The sequence below is a fragment of the Streptomyces sp. NPDC003327 genome (genome assembly GCF_053589515.1).
In genome coordinates this window covers 252,036-268,026 of sequence record NZ_JBSFSA010000005.1, presented here as the reverse complement: position 1 = coordinate 268,026, position 15,991 = coordinate 252,036, and the positions used below count along the sequence as shown (strand labels likewise).

The following is a 15,991-nucleotide window of genomic DNA, read 5'->3' as shown; positions in this document are numbered from 1 at the left end:
CGTTGTCGTCGGTCGCCCGATGCTCCGCATCGCCTCCCTCCTCCGCCTTGCGATCGCACGCACCAGCCGCCGCTCCCTGATCCGGCCTGATCGACGGGACACCCCCTGGGGGGTGTCCCGCCGCCCCATCCGCTGATCAATCCGGTGGCGAAGCACCCCCGGGGATCGGGTATCGTTTACGTCGTTGCCACGGAGCGCCGCCGAAAAGCGGAGTTCGGGGCAGCGATCCCATGGCGGTGTGCCCGAGTGGCCAATGGGAGCGGACTGTAAATCCGTCGGCTTAGCCTACCCAGGTTCGAATCCTGGCGCCGCCACGCGATGCAGAAGGTCCCCGGTGTTCCGACACCGGGGACCTTCTCGCATGTACGGGGCCGGGGACGCGCGTCAGTTGCCCGCCACGTCGCGGACCGCGACCGGGACCGGCGTCGAGCCCGCGACCAGTTCCAGGGTGAGGCCCGCCGTCGCCGGGGTGTCGAGGAGTTCGGCCAGGACCGCCGCCACGTCGTCGCGGGAGATCCGGCCGCCGCCCGTGTACGCCTCCAGACGGACCAGGCCCGTGCCCTCGTCGTCCGTCAGCGTGCCCGGGCGCAGGATCGTCCACTCCAGGGCCGGCCGGGCCCGGATCGCGTCGTCCGCCTCGCCCTTCGCCCGCAGGTACACGTCGAAGACCTCGTCGCCCGCGTGCCCCGCGTCCGCGCCCATCGACGAGACCATCACGTAGCGCCGCACCCCCGCCCGCTCCGCCGCGTCCGCGAACAGCACCGCCGCCCCGCGGTCCACCGTCTCCTTGCGGGCCGTGCCGCTGCCCGGGCCCGCGCCCGCCGCGAAGACGACCGCACCCGCGCCCTCCAGGGCCGCCGCCACCTCCGCGACCGACGCCGACTCCAGGTCCAGGACCACGGGCTCCGCGCCCGCCGCCCTCAGGTCCGCCGACTGCTCCTCGCGGCGGACGATCCCCGCCACCTCGTGCCCCGCCTCCGAGAGCAGCCGCTCCAGGCGCAGGGCGATCCGTCCGTGTCCTCCAGCGATGACGATGCGCATACTCACGACCGTACGGCTCCGGGCCCGCCGGGGCCTCCGGAGTCCGGGCGCGCCTGCCGGGGCAGGTCCAGGGCCGCCGCCGAGTCGCAGTACTCCCGCACGGCGCTCGTCCGCGCCACCACCCGCCCCCGGTGCACCACGATCCGGCTGTACGCCAGGGACAGCACGCCCGCGAGCCGCTCGCCCCGCACCGCGAGCAGCTCGGCCGGGAAGCCGGCCTCCACCCGCACCTCCGGCAGGCCCATCGCCGCCCGCGCCTCGGCGCTCACCGCCGCGTACGCCTCCTGGGGAGCGAGCCCGCCGAGCGACGCCAGCAGGTACGCCGACTCCAGCGGGTCCCCGCGCCCCACCGGATTGGCCAGGTCCCGCAGCGCCCCGCCGCCCGCCGCGACCCGCACGCCGGCCGACCGCAGCAGCCGTACGGGCGCCACCCCGCGCCGCTCCGTCCCGGCGCAGCCGCCCTGCGGCAGGCAGACCACGGTCACCCCGGCCGCGGCCAGCTGGTCGGCGGCCCGGCCGGCCACGTCCGCGGGCAGCCGCCCGAGCCCCGCGCACGGCCCGATCGTGACCCCCGGCCGCAGCCCGCCGGCCATCGCCGCGAGCCGGGCGAGCCGCGCCGGGTCGTCCCCGTCGGTGTGCAGGTCCACCGGGCAGCCGTGCTCGGCGGCAAGGTCCAGGACCGCCTCCACGTACCCCGCCGGATCGGGGTCCAGGTCCGGACAGCCCCCGACGACCCCGGCGCCCATCTTCACCGCGTCCCGCAGCATCGCCAGGCCGTCCGCGCCCGCCGCTCCGGTCAGGAGCCGCGGCACCGCCACCGCCGTCAGGTCCGCGAGCCCGCGCAGCGAGCGGCGCGCCTGGAGCACGGCCTCCAGCGCCCCGAGGCCCTGCACGTCGCCGATCCGCACGTGCGCGCGGAGCCCGGTGGCCCCGTGCCCCAGCTGGAGCAGCGCCGCCTCGGTGGCCCGGCGCTGCACCTCGTCGGGGGCGTACGGGACGGGGCCGGGGCCGTCGGCGGTGAGCGCCGTGTCGGAGTGGGCGTGGGGCTCGGCGGGAGCGGGGAGCAGCAGATAGCCGGCCAGGTCGACGCGGGCGCCCGAGGTGGCGAGGCTGCCCGCCGTGCCGACGGCCTCGATCCGGCCGCGCACGAGCCGTACGTCCACGGTCCTGCCGTCCGTGAGCCGGGCGTGGGACAGCAGCAGCGAGTTCGACTCGGCGGTCGTCGCGGCCCCGTCCTCCGGCGGCGGCTGGGGCTGCTTGCTGTCGGCTGACATCGGGCTCCTCGGGGGCTCGCGGCTGACTCGCCAAGATCAAGATCACGCAGCGTGGGGGAGAGCCTAGGGGCGGCCGCAGCCGCCTTCGAGGAGGAGCGCAATAGTCGTACCGATGAGGCCACGAGTGGCCTAGGCGGCGGTCCCGCGCGTCCCGGGGAAACGGATTTGGGTGATGGGCGCGGGAGCGTGTAATGTCTTCCTCGCTCGCCCCAATAGCTCAGTCGGCAGAGCGTCTCCATGGTAAGGAGAAGGTCTACGGTTCGATTCCGTATTGGGGCTCTGGTGAGAAGGATCCGCCTTCGGGCGGTTCCGATCATCAAAGCGGTGTAGCTCAGTCGGTAGAGCAAGCGGCTCATAATCGCTGTGTCACCGGTTCAAGTCCGGTCACCGCTACACACGGTAGCCGATTGCGGGGTCGGTCCTTCGATCGGCTACCCTTTTATGCGTTCATCCGTCCAACCGTCCGTCCAAGGAGCACTCACGTGGCTGCCACCGACGTCCGCCCGAAGATCACGCTGGCCTGCGTGGAGTGCAAGGAGCGGAACTACATCACCAAGAAGAACCGGCGCAACAACCCGGACCGTCTTGAGATGAAGAAGCACTGCCCTCGCTGCAACTCGCACACCGCGCACCGCGAGACGCGCTAACCAGGCTCGTTCACGAGGCCGCTCCCACTCGGGAGCGGCCTCGTGGCGTTTGTCGCAACAGATCCAGCAGGAGGTATCGAGTCCATGGCGCTCGACCAGTCCTTCGTGGGCCGGACCTATCCGCCCACCGCGCCCTACGAGGTGGGCCGCGAGAAGATCCGCGAATTCGCCGAGGCGATCGGGGACGCGAATCCCGCGTACACCGACACCGAAGCCGCGAAGGCGTTCGGGCACCCCGACGTGATCGCCCCGCCGACGTTCGTGTTCGCCATCACGTTCAAGGCCGCGGGACAGGTGGTCGAGGACCCGCAGCTCGGTCTCGACTACGACCGCGTCGTCCACGGCGACCAGAAGTTCGCGTACACCCGGCCCGTCCGCGCCGGCGACCGCCTCTCGGTCACCTCCACCATCGAGGCCATCAAGTCCCTCGCGGGCAACGACGTCCTCGACATCCGCGGCGAGGTCCACGACGCCTCCGGCGAGCACGTCGTCACCGCCTGGACCAAGCTCGTCTCCCGCGCCCCCGAGGAGGCCTGACCATGACCGCCCAGATCGCCTACGACGAGGTCGAGGTCGGCACCGAGCTCCCCGCGCAGAGCTTCCCCGTGACGCGCGCCACGCTCGTCCGGTACGCCGGCGCCTCCGGGGACTTCAACCCCATCCACTGGAACGAGAAGTTCGCGGTCGAGGTCGGCCTCCCCGACGTCATCGCCCACGGCATGTTCACCATGGCCGAGGCGATCCGCGTCGTCACCGACTGGACCGGCGACCCCGCCGCCGTCGTCGAATACGGCGTCCGCTTCACCCGGCCCGTCGTCGTCCCGAACGACGACACCGGCGCCCTCGTCGAGGTCAGCGCCAAGGTCGCGGCGAAGCTCGACGACAAGCAGGTCCGCGTGGACCTCACCGCCATGAGCGCCGGCCAGAAGGTCCTGGGCATGAGCCGGGCCGTCGTCCGCCTGGCCTGACCCGCGCCCCACGGCCGCCTTTCCTCCACGGAGGAAGGGCGGCCGTACCCTTGGTGCCGTGCAGCTCCTCAACGACGCCCCCCTCGCGCCCCTCACCACCTTCCGGCTCGGCGGCCCCGCCACCCGGCTCGTGACCGCCACCACCGACGACGAGGTCGTCGCCGCGGTCCGCGAGGCCGACGCCGACGGGACGCCGCTCCTGGTCATCGGCGGCGGGTCCAACCTGGTCATCGGCGACAAGGGCTTCGACGGGACCGCCCTGCGCATCGCCACCACCGGGTTCTCGCTCGACGGGACCCGGCTGGAGCTCGCCGCGGGCGAGGTCTGGACGGACGCCGTGGCACGGACCGTGGAGGCCGGGCTCGCCGGGATCGAGTGCCTGGCCGGCATCCCCGGCTCGGCCGGCGCCACGCCGATCCAGAACGTCGGCGCGTACGGGCAGGACGTCTCCGCCACCGTCACCGAGGTCGTCGCGTACGACCGCAGGACCGGGGAGACCGTCACCCTCACGAACGCCGAGTGCGCCTTCTCGTACCGGCACAGTCTCTTCAAGGAGCACCCCGAGCGGTACGTCGTGCTGCGGGTCCGCTTCGAGCTGGAGGACGCGGACGGGATGTCCGCCCCCGTCAAGTACGCGGAGACCGCCCGCGCCCTCGGCGTCGAGGCGGGCGACCGGGTGCCGCTCGCGGCCGCCCGCGAGACCGTCCTCGCGCTGCGCGCCGGGAAGGGCATGGTGCTCGACCCCGAGGACCACGACACCTGGTCCGCCGGATCGTTCTTCACCAACCCGATCCTCACCGCCGGGGAGTACGAGACGTTCCTCGGGCGCGTGGCCGAGCGGCTCGGCCCGGACGTCACCCCGCCGGCCTTCCCCGCGGGCGAGGACGGCGCCGTGAAGACGTCGGCTGCCTGGCTGATCGACCGGGCCGGATTCACCAAGGGGTACGGCTCCGGGCCCGCCCGCATCTCCACCAAGCACACCCTCGCCCTCACCAACCGCGGCGAGGCGACCACCGAGGACCTGCTGGCCCTGGCCCGCGAGGTCGTCGCCGGGGTCCGGGACGCCTTCGGGATCACCCTGGTCAACGAGCCCGTGACCGTGGGCGTCGAGCTCTAGGCCGTCTCTTCCGGATCTTGCCGGGCTCCCGACGCCCGCTCCTCCGGCCTGATCCGAAAGAAACGACCCAGGCGGCGGTCCTCCGCGCGTGGAGGTGCGTGCGCTCAGCCGGCCGGCAGCGCCAGCCAGTCGTCGATCCCCGCGAGCAGCTTCGCCCGGACGTCCTCCGGGGCCGCCGAGCCGCGCACCGACTGGCGGGCCAGCTCCGCGAGCTCGGCGTCCGTGAAACCGTGGTGGCGGCGGGCGATCTCGTACTGGGCCGCGAGCCGGGAGCCGAAGAGCAGCGGGTCGTCGGCGCCGAGCGCCATCGGCACCCCGGCCTCGAACAGCGTCCGCAGCGGCACGTCCTCCGGCTTCTCGTACACGCCGAGGGCCACGTTCGACGCCGGGCACACCTCGCAGGTCACGCCCTTCTCGGCGAGCTTCCGCAGCAGCCGCGGGTCCTCCGCCGCCCGCACCCCGTGGCCGATCCGCGAGGCCCGCAGGTCGTCCAGGCAGTCCCGTACGGACGCGGGGCCGGTCAGCTCGCCGCCGTGCGGGGCCGCGAGCAGGCCGCCCTCGCGGGCGATGGCGAAGGCCCGGTCGAAGTCGCGGGCCATCCCGCGCCGCTCGTCGTTGGAGAGCCCGAAGCCGACGACGCCCCGGTCCGCGTACCGCACGGCGAGCCGGGCGAGCGTACGCGCCTCCAGGGGGTGCTTCATCCGGTTCGCCGCCACCAGGACCCGCATCCCGAGCCCGGTCTCCCGGGAGGCAGCCTCGACCGCGTCCAGGATGACGTCGAGGGCCGGGATGAGGCCGCCGAGGTGCGGCGCGTACGAGGTCGGGTCGACCTGGATCTCCAGCCACCCCGAGCCGTCCCGCACGTCCTCCTCCGCGGCCTCCCGCACCAGCCGCCGGATGTCCTCCGGCTCGCGCAGGCACGAGCGGGCGATGTCGTACAGCCGCTGGAAGCGGAACCAGCCGCGCTCGTCGGTGGCCCGGAGCTTCGGGGGCGTACCGCTCTTGAGGGCCTCGGGAAGGTGCACCCCGTACTTGTCGGCCAGTTCGAGCAGGGTCGAGGGCCGCATCGAACCCGTGAAGTGCAGGTGCAGATGGGCCTTGGGAAGAGTGCTGAGGTCGCGGTGAAGGTGCTCCATCGGCCGATCCTGCCTTACCCGAATGGCGGTATGCACGGTGATTCCCCCATCGGGACCTCCCCGAACGCACAAACGGGCCCCCGGTTCCGAGGAACCGGGGGCCCGTCCGCAGGGCCGATCAGGCGCGGGCCTCGGCCAGGAGCTTCTGGATCCGGGACACGCCCTCCACCAGGTCCTCGTCACCGAGCGCGTACGACAGGCGCAGGTAACCCGGCGTGCCGAAGGCCTCGCCCGGGACGACCGCGACCTCGGCCTCGTCGAGGATCAGGGCGGCCAGCTCGACCGAGTCCTGCGGGCGCTTGCCGCGGATCTCCTTGCCGAGCAGCCCCTTCACCGACGGGTACGCGTAGAAGGCGCCCTCCGGCGTCGGGCAGTAGACGCCCTCGATCTCGTTCAGCATCCGCACGATCGTCTGGCGGCGCCGGTCGAAGGCGCGGCCCATCTCCTCGACCGCGTCGAGGTTGCCGGAGACGGCGGCGAGCGCGGCGATCTGGGCCACGTTGGAGACGTTGGAGGTGGCGTGCGACTGCAGGTTGGTCGCGGCCTTCACGACGTCCTTCGGGCCGATGATCCAGCCCACGCGCCAGCCCGTCATCGCGTACGTCTTCGCCACGCCGTTCACGACGATGCACTTGTCGCGCAGCTCGGGGAGGACCGAGGGCAGCGAGACGGCGGACGCGTCGCCGTAGACCAGGTGCTCGTAGATCTCGTCCGTGAGGACCCACAGGCCGTGCTCGACGGCCCAGCGGCCGATCGCCTCGGTCTCGGCCTCGCTGTAGACGGCGCCGGTCGGGTTCGAGGGGGAGACGAAGAGGACGACCTTGGTCTTCTCCGTGCGGGCCGCCTCCAGCTGCTCCACCGACACGCGGTAGCCGGTCGTCTCGTCGGCCACGACCTCCACCGGGACGCCGCCGGCCAGCCGGATCGACTCCGGGTACGTCGTCCAGTACGGCGCCGGGACGATGACCTCGTCACCCGGGTCGAGGATCGCGGCGAAGGCCTCGTAGATCGCCTGCTTGCCGCCGTTGGTCACCAGCACCTGGGAGGCGTCGATCTCGTAACCGGAGTCGCGCAGCGTCTTGGCGGCGATCGCGGCCTTCAGCTCGGGCAGACCGCCGGCCGGCGTGTAGCGGTGGTACTTGGGGTTCCTGCAGGCCTCGACGGCCGCCTCGACGATGTAGTCCGGAGTCGGGAAGTCGGGCTCACCGGCGCCGAAACCGATCACCGGGCGACCGGCGGCCTTGAGGGCCTTGGCCTTGGCGTCGACGGCGAGGGTGGCGGACTCGGAGATCGCACCGACACGGGCGGAGACCCGACGCTCGGTGGGAGGGGTAGCAGCGCTCATGCGGCCCATCGTCCCAGACCGTCTCCGGGCCCGGCACACAGGTTTCACGGAGCGGACAGGAACGGTCATTCCTGGTCGTACGCGCGTCCGGCGGCGGGCCCGGCTGGTTTCTGTTCGACGCGGAGCCCCCGGACCACGTACACTCACTCCTCGTTGGCCCGCACCGACCACATCTCACGATGCGGTAGGTTGGGGGACGCAGCAAAGGGTCGTAGCTCAATTGGTAGAGCACCGGTCTCCAAAACCGGCGGTTGGGGGTTCAAGTCCCTCCGGCCCTGCTACACACACCGCCAGGTTGTGTGCGCATGTACGTCTTCATTGCACCGCCGTGCGGCTCCACCCGGGCGCGGCACGGCCACGACCCGGAATCAGGTGAGAGATCGTGACGGACGCCGTAGGCTCCATCGACATGCCTGATGCCGAAGACGAGGCCGCGGAGTCGAAGAAGAAGGGCCGCAAGGGCGGCAAGCGCGGAAAGAAGGGCCCTCTCGGCCGTCTCGCGCTCTTCTACCGCCAGATCGTCGCAGAGCTCCGCAAGGTCGTCTGGCCTACGCGCAGCCAGCTCACGACGTACACCACCGTGGTGATTGTCTTCGTCGTCATCATGATCGGCCTTGTCACCGTGATTGACTATGGCTTCCAGGAAGCAGTCAAGTACGTCTTCGGCTGACTTTTTGTTCCACCCCATCTGTATCGCAGGAAGAAGCAGCCACCGTGTCTGACGCGAACCTGAACGACGCCTTCGAGTCCGAGTCCGTCGAGGACGAGCTGGACATCGTCGAGGCCGCCGACGAGGACCGGGCCGACGCTGCAGACGACTTCGCCGGCGAGGCCGCCGAGGACGAGGCCCTCCACGTCGAGGCGGAGGACGACGAGGACGCGGACGACGCCGACGAGGTCGAGGAGTCCGACGAGGACGCCGCTTCGGACGCCGACGACTCCGTCGAGGAGGACGCCGAGGTCGAGGCCGCCGCGGAGGAGACCGAGGAGGAGGCCGAACCGGCCGCCCCGGTCGACCCGGTCGCCGCGCTCCGCGAGGAACTGCGCACCCTGCCCGGCGAGTGGTACGTCATCCACACCTACGCGGGCTACGAGAAGCGCGTGAAGGCCAACCTGGAGCAGCGCGCCGTCTCCCTCAACGTCGAGGACTTCATCTACCAGGCCGAGGTCCCCGAGGAAGAGATCGTCCAGATCAAGGGCGGCGAGCGGAAGAACGTCAAGCAGAACAAGCTTCCCGGCTACGTTCTCGTCCGCATGGACCTGACGAACGAGTCCTGGGGCGTCGTCCGCAACACGCCCGGTGTCACCGGCTTCGTCGGCAACGCCTACGACCCGTACCCGCTGACCCTGGACGAGATCGTCAAGATGCTCGCCCCGGAGGCCGAGGAGAAGGCCGCCCGCGAGGCCGCCGAGGCCGAGGGCAAGCCGGCTCCGGCCCGCAAGCTGGAGGTCCAGGTCCTGGACTTCGAGGTCGGCGACTCGGTCACCGTCACCGACGGCCCCTTCGCCACCCTCCAGGCCACGATCAACGAGATCAACGCCGACTCGAAGAAGGTCAAGGGTCTGGTGGAGATCTTCGGTCGCGAGACCCCGGTCGAGCTCAGCTTCGACCAGATCCAGAAGAACTGACCCCACAGGTTTCCGACCAGGTCAGAGTGGCTGTGAAAGCCGCTCTGACCTGCTCGGTTTTTGGACGCACGGCTATACCCGTTATCGTTGTGCGGTATGCCTCCATCCGGATGACCGGATGGATCGGCTGAAAACTCTCACTAGGACCCGGAGAGAGCAATGCCTCCCAAGAAGAAGAAGGTCACGGGGCTCATCAAGCTCCAGATCAACGCCGGTGCCGCAAACCCGGCCCCGCCGGTCGGCCCCGCGCTGGGTCAGCACGGCGTCAACATCATGGAGTTCTGCAAGGCCTACAACGCCGCGACCGAGTCGCAGCGTGGCATGGTCGTGCCGGTGGAGATCACGGTCTACGAGGACCGCTCCTTCACCTTCATCACCAAGACCCCGCCGGCCGCGAAGCTGATCCTCAAGGCCGCTGGTGTGGACAAGGGCTCCGGCGAGCCGCACAAGACCAAGGTCGCGAAGCTCACGGCCGCTCAGGTCCGCGAGATCGCCACGGTCAAGCTGCCCGACCTGAACGCCAACGACCTGGACGCCGCGTCGAAGATCATCGCCGGCACCGCCCGCTCCATGGGCATCACGGTCGAGGGCTGATCACCCCCTTCGTCACCTCAGTGGTAGGGCCGGCGCTGGCCCGCACCACGACTCCACACCTGAACCAACAGGAGAAGAAGTGAAGCGCAGCAAGGCTCTCCGCGGCGCGGACGCCAAGGTCGACCGCGAGCGGAACTACGCTCCCCTCGAGGCCGTCCGTCTCGCCAAGGACACCGCCACCACCAAGTTCGACGGCACCGTCGAGGTCGCCTTCCGCCTGGGCGTCGACCCGCGCAAGGCCGACCAGATGGTCCGTGGCACCGTGAACCTTCCGCACGGCACCGGTAAGACCGCCCGGGTCCTGGTCTTCGCGACCGGTGACCGTGCCGAGGCCGCGATCGCCGCGGGCGCCGACATCGTCGGCTCCGACGAGCTCATCGACGAGATCTCCAAGGGCAACCGCCTGAACGAGTTCGACGCCGTGGTGGCCACCCCGGACCTCATGGGCAAGGTCGGCCGCCTCGGCCGTGTCCTCGGCCCGCGTGGTCTCATGCCGAACCCGAAGACCGGCACCGTCACCCCCGACGTCGTGAAGGCCGTCAACGACATCAAGGGCGGCAAGATCGAGTTCCGCGTCGACAAGCACTCGAACCTGCACTTCATCATCGGCAAGGTCTCCTTCGACGAGACGAAGCTGGTCGAGAACTACGCCGCGGCTCTGGAGGAGATCCTCCGTCTGAAGCCGTCCGCCGCCAAGGGCCGCTACATCAAGAAGGCGACCCTGACGACGACGATGGGCCCCGGCATCCCGCTGGACGCCAACCGCACCCGTAACCTCCTCGTCGAGGAGGACCCGGCCGCGGTCTGAGCCCACACGGCTCACTGAGTGGTCAAGCCGGCCCCCGCACCTCTCCGGAGGAGCGGGGGCCGGCTTCTCTCGTCCACGGCCCCCGCAGGGCTCCTGGAGGCCCTCAGGGGCCGATTTGCCCGAGGGCGTCACCGTCACGTACTCTCTTGAAGAAGCCAAAGACCGCTGGTCGTCGCTGTGCCCGTTGGGGTGCGGAGGCCGAAGGATTCGCTGGAAGATGCGAGCGACCCGCGCAGGTGACTGTGGATGAGTTCCCGGATCCTCGTGATGCGGTCGAGCTGAGCCCCGTGCGCCTGCGCCCGGGGCGTTTTCGTTTGTCCAGCCCCTTCTGAGCGGTCCTCATCACCCGGAAGGAGGCCGACGCACTATGCCGACGCCCAACAAGGCTGCATCGGTGGCCGAGCTCAAGGACGCGTTCCAGAGCTCCAACGCCGCCGTGCTGACCGAGTACCGGGGTCTCACCGTCGCGCAGCTCAAGACGCTGCGTCGCTCTCTCGGTGAGAACGCCCAGTACGCCGTGGTGAAGAACACGCTGACCAAGATCGCGGCCAACGAGGCCGGGATCACCGCACTGGACGAGCACTTCGCTGGTCCGACCGCGGTCGCCTTCGTCACCGGTGACCCGGTGGAGTCGGCGAAGGCCCTGCGTGACTTCGCCAAGGAGAACCCGAACCTCATCATCAAGGCCGGTGTCCTTGACGGTAAGGCTCTCTCCGCCGACGACATCAAGAAGCTTGCGGACCTCGAGTCCCGCGAGGTTCTGCTCAGCAAGCTGGCCGGTGCCTTCAAGGGCAAGCAGTCCCAGGCTGCTCAGCTCTTCCAGGCGCTGCCGTCGAAGCTCGTCCGCACCGTGGACGCTCTTCGCGCCAAGCAGGCCGAGCAGGGCGGTGCCGAGTAACTCGGCTCGCGCATTGATCCGCGCCGCCTAGTGCGCGGGTCGTAGCGGGCCGATACGCCCGCCTCTATAGACACATCGGCACCTGCCGAATTAGTGGAAGGATCGCCCATCATGGCGAAGCTCTCTCAGGACGACCTCCTCGCCCAGTTCGAGGAGATGACCCTCATCGAGCTCTCCGAGTTCGTGAAGGCCTTCGAGGAGAAGTTCGACGTCACCGCCGCCGCGGCCGTCGCTGTTGCCGCCCCCGCGGCTGGTGGCGGCGACGCTGCCGGTGCGGCCGAGGAGCAGGACGAGTTCGACGTCATCCTCGAGGGTGCCGGCGACAAGAAGATCCAGGTCATCAAGGTCGTGCGCGAGCTCACCTCCCTGGGCCTCAAGGAGGCCAAGGACCTCGTCGACGGCACCCCGAAGCCGGTCCTCGAGAAGGTCGCGAAGGAGGCCGCCGAGAAGGCTGCCGAGTCCCTCAAGGCCGCCGGCGCCTCCGTCACGGTCAAGTAAGACCGTTTCGGGCTCGCCGAGTCTGACTCCCGCCCCCGTGTAACGCGGAGGCACCGAAGGGCGATCATCCATCTGGGTGGTCGCCCTTCGGCGTTCCCGCGAACGGGCGTGGCGGGGTTCCTGAGCAGGGCCGGAAGCGGAGTATGGTGATCTTCGCCGTGCGCCCCGCAGACCGGCGGGTCTTGACGAACCGCACGCGGCGCGCAATTCTCAGGACGCGTCGTCACAACGATCCGTTTCCGAGGCATGGATCGACGACCGAACGGGCAGGATCGAGGTGCGCCGCAAGGCGCGAGTACCGCGGAGTTGAGAGCAACGAGGGTCGCGAAGAAGTCGCCCTGGACATCAGTGAGCCAAGTGGCTACACTGACCCTTTGCGCTGCCTGTTAGCTGCCCCCTGCCCGTCACCAGGGGCATACCCTCGCAACCGCTTCGTCGGCAGACCCGTCCTGACCTGGCCTTTCGGTCATGCGGGAGAGTCGTCCGCCGAGCACGCTGGGGACCGGTACGCGCGTAGTGAGTCCGAGCCCTCGGAAGGACCCCCTCTTGGCCGCCTCGCGCAACGCCTCGACCAATACGAACAACGGCGCCAGCACCGCCCCGCTGCGCATCTCCTTTGCAAAGATCAAGGAGCCCCTCGAGGTTCCGAACCTCCTCGCGCTGCAGACCGAGAGCTTTGACTGGCTGCTCGGCAACGCCGCCTGGAAGGCTCGCGTCGAGGCCGCCCTTGAGTCGGGACAGGACGTCCCCACGAAGTCCGGCCTGGAGGAGATCTTCGAGGAGATCTCGCCGATCGAGGACTTCTCCGGGTCGATGTCGCTGACCTTCCGCGACCACCGCTTCGAGCCGCCGAAGAACTCCATCGACGAGTGCAAGGACCGTGACTTCACGTACGGCGCCCCGCTCTTCGTCACCGCCGAGTTCACCAACAACGAGACCGGCGAGATCAAGTCCCAGACGGTCTTCATGGGCGACTTCCCGCTCATGACCAACAAGGGCACCTTCGTCATCAACGGCACCGAGCGTGTCGTCGTGTCGCAGCTGGTCCGTTCGCCGGGTGTCTACTTCGACTCCTCCATCGACAAGACGTCCGACAAGGACATCTTCTCCGCCAAGATCATCCCGTCCCGGGGTGCCTGGCTGGAGATGGAGATCGACAAGCGCGACCTGGTCGGCGTCCGCATCGACCGCAAGCGCAAGCAGTCCGTCACCGTCCTGCTGAAGGCTCTGGGCTGGACCACCGAGCAGATCCTGCAGGAGTTCGGCGAGTACGAGTCCATGCGCGCCACCCTGGAGAAGGACCACACCCAGGGCCAGGACGACGCGCTGCTCGACATCTACCGCAAGCTGCGTCCGGGCGAGCCGCCGACCCGCGAGGCCGCCCAGACGCTGCTCGAGAACCTCTACTTCAACCCGAAGCGATACGACCTCGCCAAGGTCGGCCGCTACAAGGTGAACAAGAAGCTCGGCGCCGACGAGCCGCTGGACGCCGGTGTCCTCACCACCGACGACATCATCGCCACGATCAAGTACCTGGTGAAGCTCCACGCGGGCGAGACCGAGACGATCGGCGAGAACGGCAACGAGATCGTCGTCGAGACCGACGACATCGACCACTTCGGCAACCGTCGTCTGCGCAACGTCGGCGAGCTCATCCAGAACCAGGTCCGCACGGGTCTGGCTCGTATGGAGCGCGTCGTCCGCGAGCGCATGACCACCCAGGACGTCGAGGCGATCACGCCGCAGACCCTGATCAACATCCGGCCGGTCGTCGCCTCCATCAAGGAGTTCTTCGGCACCAGCCAGCTGTCCCAGTTCATGGACCAGAACAACCCGCTGTCGGGTCTGACGCACAAGCGTCGTCTCTCGGCGCTGGGTCCCGGTGGTCTCTCCCGTGAGCGGGCCGGCTTCGAGGTCCGAGACGTGCACCCGTCCCACTACGGACGCATGTGCCCGATCGAGACCCCCGAAGGCCCGAACATCGGTCTGATCGGTTCGCTCGCCTCGTACGGCCGCGTCAACGCGTTCGGCTTCATCGAGACGCCGTACCGCAAGGTCGTCGACGGCCAGGTCACCGACGAGGTCGACTACGTCACCGCCGACGAGGAGGACCGGTTCGTCATCGCGCAGGCCAACGCCGCGCTCGACGACAACCTCCGGTTCACCGAGAACCGCGTCCTCGTCCGCAAGCGTGGCGGCGAGGTCGACTACGTCGAGCCGTCGGACGTGGACTACATGGACGTCTCGCCGCGCCAGATGGTGTCGGTCGCGACCGCCATGATCCCCTTCCTCGAGCACGACGACGCCAACCGTGCCCTCATGGGCGCGAACATGATGCGTCAGGCCGTCCCGCTGATTAAGTCGGAGGCCCCGCTCGTCGGCACCGGCATGGAGTACCGCTGCGCCACCGACGCCGGCGACGTGCTCAAGGCGGAGAAGGACGGTGTCGTCCAGGAGCTGTCGGCCGACTACATCACGGTCGCCAACGACGACGGCACGTACATCACGTACCGCCTGCACAAGTTCTCCCGCTCCAACCAGGGCACCTCTGTGAACCAGAAGGTCGTCGTGGACGAGGGCGACCGCGTCATCGAGGGCCAGGTCCTCGCCGACGGTCCCGCCACCGAAGACGGCGAGATGGCGCTCGGCAAGAACCTGCTCGTCGCGTTCATGCCGTGGGAGGGCCACAACTACGAGGACGCGATCATCCTGTCGCAGCGCCTCGTGCAGGACGACGTCCTCTCCTCGATCCACATCGAGGAGCACGAGGTCGACGCCCGTGACACCAAGCTCGGGCCCGAGGAGATCACCCGGGACATCCCGAACGTCTCCGAGGAGGTCCTCGCCGACCTCGACGAGCGCGGCATCATCCGCATCGGTGCCGAGGTCGTCGCCGGCGACATCCTGGTCGGCAAGGTCACGCCCAAGGGCGAGACCGAGCTGACCCCGGAGGAGCGCCTGCTCCGCGCGATCTTCGGCGAGAAGGCCCGTGAGGTCCGTGACACCTCGCTGAAGGTCCCGCACGGCGAGACCGGCAAGGTCATCGGCGTCCGCGTCTTCGACCGCGAGGAGGGCGACGAGCTTCCCCCGGGCGTGAACCAGCTGGTCCGCGTCTACGTCGCCCAGAAGCGCAAGATCACCGACGGTGACAAGCTCGCCGGCCGCCACGGCAACAAGGGCGTCATCTCCAAGATCCTCCCGATCGAGGACATGCCCTTCCTCGAGGACGGCACCCCGGTCGACATCATCCTCAACCCGCTCGGCGTCCCGTCCCGAATGAACCCGGGACAGGTCCTGGAGATCCACCTCGGCTGGCTCGCCAGCCGCGGCTGGGACGTCTCCGGCCTCGCGGACGAGTGGGCGCAGCGCCTCCAGGCCATCGGTGCCGACCAGGTCGCCCCCGGCACCAACGTCGCCACCCCGGTCTTCGACGGTGCGCGTGAGGACGAGCTCGCGGGTCTGCTCCAGCACACCATCCCGAACCGCGACGGCGAGCGCATGGTGCTCCCCACCGGCAAGGCGCGTCTGTTCGACGGCCGCTCCGGCGAGCCGTTCCCGGACCCGATCTCGGTCGGGTACATGTACATCCTCAAGCTCCACCACCTGGTCGACGACAAGCTGCACGCCCGGTCGACCGGTCCGTACTCGATGATCACCCAGCAGCCGCTGGGTGGTAAGGCCCAGTTCGGTGGCCAGCGCTTCGGTGAGATGGAGGTGTGGGCGCTGGAGGCTTACGGCGCCGCGTACGCCCTCCAGGAGCTGCTGACGATCAAGTCCGACGACGTCACCGGCCGCGTGAAGGTCTACGAGGCCATCGTCAAGGGCGAGAACATCCCTGAGCCCGGCATCCCCGAGTCCTTCAAGGTGCTCATCAAGGAGATGCAGTCCCTGTGCCTCAACGTGGAGGTGCTGTCCTCGGACGGCATGTCCATCGAGATGCGCGACACCGACGAGGACGTCTTCCGCGCTGCGGAGGAGCTCGGTATCGACCTGTCCCGGCGCGAGCCGAGCAGCGTCGAAGAGGTCTGACGGGAGT

15 protein-coding genes and 4 tRNA genes are annotated in these 15,991 nt (G+C 69.5%); 15 read left to right on the top strand and 4 right to left on the bottom strand.

Translation table 11 applies throughout. The features are described 5' to 3' along the window. Positions 1-232 precede the first annotated feature (232 nt). Positions 233-314 (top strand) — tRNA-Tyr (locus tag ACWDVG_RS07330). A gap of 70 nt (positions 315-384) precedes the next feature. On the opposite strand, the gene ACWDVG_RS07325 is transcribed toward ACWDVG_RS07330, so the two are convergent. Together ACWDVG_RS07325 and ACWDVG_RS07320 are read right to left on the bottom strand one after the other, a co-directional pair. Continuing rightward, a complete protein-coding gene (locus ACWDVG_RS07325; protein ID WP_451697000.1) occupies positions 385-1,041 on the bottom strand; it encodes an SDR family oxidoreductase in 657 nt (218 codons plus the stop codon). Between the two features lie 2 nt (positions 1,042-1,043). Next, the gene (locus tag ACWDVG_RS07320; protein WP_451696998.1) at positions 1,044-2,315 is read right to left on the bottom strand and encodes an amidohydrolase family protein; all 1,272 of its coding nucleotides are present in this window, start codon (positions 2,313-2,315) and stop codon (positions 1,044-1,046) included. A gap of 206 nt (positions 2,316-2,521) precedes the next feature. Here ACWDVG_RS07320 and ACWDVG_RS07315 point away from each other — a divergent pair. The 6 genes from ACWDVG_RS07315 (at position 2,522) to ACWDVG_RS07290 (ending at position 5,047) form a co-directional block, all read left to right on the top strand. After that, positions 2,522-2,594: transfer RNA gene (locus tag ACWDVG_RS07315), tRNA-Thr, on the top strand. A gap of 41 nt (positions 2,595-2,635) precedes the next feature. Beyond that, positions 2,636-2,708, top strand: a tRNA-Met gene (locus ACWDVG_RS07310). Positions 2,709-2,797: 89 nt separating this feature from the next. Next, positions 2,798-2,962 (top strand): 50S ribosomal protein L33, encoded by a 165-nt coding sequence (gene rpmG, locus ACWDVG_RS07305; protein WP_003956487.1) that lies wholly within the window; start codon positions 2,798-2,800, stop codon positions 2,960-2,962. Between the two features lie 84 nt (positions 2,963-3,046). Next, positions 3,047-3,499 carry an FAS1-like dehydratase domain-containing protein gene (locus tag ACWDVG_RS07300; RefSeq protein WP_451696997.1) on the top strand — a complete coding sequence of 151 codons (453 nt, stop codon included), beginning with the start codon at positions 3,047-3,049 and terminating at the stop codon, positions 3,497-3,499. A gap of 2 nt (positions 3,500-3,501) precedes the next feature. Further along, the gene (locus tag ACWDVG_RS07295) at positions 3,502-3,930 is read left to right on the top strand and encodes a MaoC family dehydratase (RefSeq protein WP_451696995.1); all 429 of its coding nucleotides are present in this window, start codon (positions 3,502-3,504) and stop codon (positions 3,928-3,930) included. A gap of 58 nt (positions 3,931-3,988) precedes the next feature. Beyond that, on the top strand, positions 3,989-5,047 hold the full coding sequence (locus tag ACWDVG_RS07290) for a UDP-N-acetylmuramate dehydrogenase (RefSeq protein WP_451696993.1): 1,059 nt from the start codon (positions 3,989-3,991) through the stop codon (positions 5,045-5,047). Between the two features lie 104 nt (positions 5,048-5,151). On the opposite strand, the gene ACWDVG_RS07285 is transcribed toward ACWDVG_RS07290, so the two are convergent. Both ACWDVG_RS07285 and ACWDVG_RS07280 read right to left on the bottom strand, forming a co-directional pair. Continuing rightward, entirely contained in the window at positions 5,152-6,183 is a 1,032-nt protein-coding gene (locus ACWDVG_RS07285) for an adenosine deaminase (RefSeq protein ID WP_451696992.1), read from the bottom strand. 118 nt (positions 6,184-6,301) lie between these two features. Further along, a complete protein-coding gene (locus tag ACWDVG_RS07280; protein ID WP_451696991.1) occupies positions 6,302-7,528 on the bottom strand; it encodes a pyridoxal phosphate-dependent aminotransferase in 1,227 nt (408 codons plus the stop codon). Positions 7,529-7,733: 205 nt separating this feature from the next. Here ACWDVG_RS07280 and ACWDVG_RS07275 point away from each other — a divergent pair. The 8 genes from ACWDVG_RS07275 to rpoB all read left to right on the top strand — a co-directional run bounded on the left by ACWDVG_RS07275 (position 7,734) and on the right by rpoB (position 15,984). Further along, positions 7,734-7,806, top strand: a tRNA-Trp gene (locus ACWDVG_RS07275). 104 nt (positions 7,807-7,910) lie between these two features. Then, the gene (secE, locus tag ACWDVG_RS07270; RefSeq protein WP_451696989.1) at positions 7,911-8,198 is read left to right on the top strand and encodes a preprotein translocase subunit SecE; all 288 of its coding nucleotides are present in this window, start codon (positions 7,911-7,913) and stop codon (positions 8,196-8,198) included. Between the two features lie 44 nt (positions 8,199-8,242). Further along, positions 8,243-9,157, top strand: coding sequence for a transcription termination/antitermination protein NusG (gene nusG, locus ACWDVG_RS07265; RefSeq protein WP_451696987.1), 915 nt, complete (start codon positions 8,243-8,245; stop codon positions 9,155-9,157). 159 nt (positions 9,158-9,316) lie between these two features. Further along, positions 9,317-9,751: a 50S ribosomal protein L11 gene (gene rplK / locus ACWDVG_RS07260; protein ID WP_030318720.1), complete on the top strand. Its 435-nt coding sequence runs from the start codon at positions 9,317-9,319 to the stop codon at positions 9,749-9,751. Between the two features lie 79 nt (positions 9,752-9,830). Further along, positions 9,831-10,559 (top strand): 50S ribosomal protein L1, encoded by a 729-nt coding sequence (gene rplA, locus ACWDVG_RS07255; protein ID WP_451696985.1) that lies wholly within the window; start codon positions 9,831-9,833, stop codon positions 10,557-10,559. Positions 10,560-10,926: 367 nt separating this feature from the next. After that, positions 10,927-11,457 carry a 50S ribosomal protein L10 gene (gene rplJ, locus ACWDVG_RS07250; RefSeq protein WP_030757401.1) on the top strand — a complete coding sequence of 177 codons (531 nt, stop codon included), beginning with the start codon at positions 10,927-10,929 and terminating at the stop codon, positions 11,455-11,457. Positions 11,458-11,568: 111 nt separating this feature from the next. After that, complete coding sequence (rplL, locus tag ACWDVG_RS07245; protein WP_150230718.1) at positions 11,569-11,955, top strand: 50S ribosomal protein L7/L12; 387 nt, start codon at positions 11,569-11,571, stop codon at positions 11,953-11,955. Positions 11,956-12,501: 546 nt separating this feature from the next. Further along, on the top strand, positions 12,502-15,984 hold the full coding sequence (gene rpoB, locus ACWDVG_RS07240) for a DNA-directed RNA polymerase subunit beta (RefSeq protein ID WP_451696982.1): 3,483 nt from the start codon (positions 12,502-12,504) through the stop codon (positions 15,982-15,984). The last annotated feature ends 7 nt before the right edge of the window (positions 15,985-15,991 follow it).

Coding starts and splice junctions, on each gene's coding strand:
- ACWDVG_RS07325 (WP_451697000.1), bottom strand. CDS start 1,041: ATGCGCATCGTCATCGCTGGAGGACACGGACGGATCGCCCTGCGCCTG.
- ACWDVG_RS07285 (WP_451696992.1), bottom strand. CDS start 6,183: ATGGAGCACCTTCACCGCGACCTCAGCACTCTTCCCAAGGCCCATCTG.
- ACWDVG_RS07295 (WP_451696995.1), top strand. CDS start 3,502: ATGACCGCCCAGATCGCCTACGACGAGGTCGAGGTCGGCACCGAGCTC.
- ACWDVG_RS07320 (WP_451696998.1), bottom strand. CDS start 2,315: ATGTCAGCCGACAGCAAGCAGCCCCAGCCGCCGCCGGAGGACGGGGCC.
- ACWDVG_RS07300 (WP_451696997.1), top strand. CDS start 3,047: ATGGCGCTCGACCAGTCCTTCGTGGGCCGGACCTATCCGCCCACCGCG.
- rplK (WP_030318720.1), top strand. CDS start 9,317: ATGCCTCCCAAGAAGAAGAAGGTCACGGGGCTCATCAAGCTCCAGATC.
- ACWDVG_RS07280 (WP_451696991.1), bottom strand. CDS start 7,528: ATGAGCGCTGCTACCCCTCCCACCGAGCGTCGGGTCTCCGCCCGTGTC.
- rplL (WP_150230718.1), top strand. CDS start 11,569: ATGGCGAAGCTCTCTCAGGACGACCTCCTCGCCCAGTTCGAGGAGATG.
- rplJ (WP_030757401.1), top strand. CDS start 10,927: ATGCCGACGCCCAACAAGGCTGCATCGGTGGCCGAGCTCAAGGACGCG.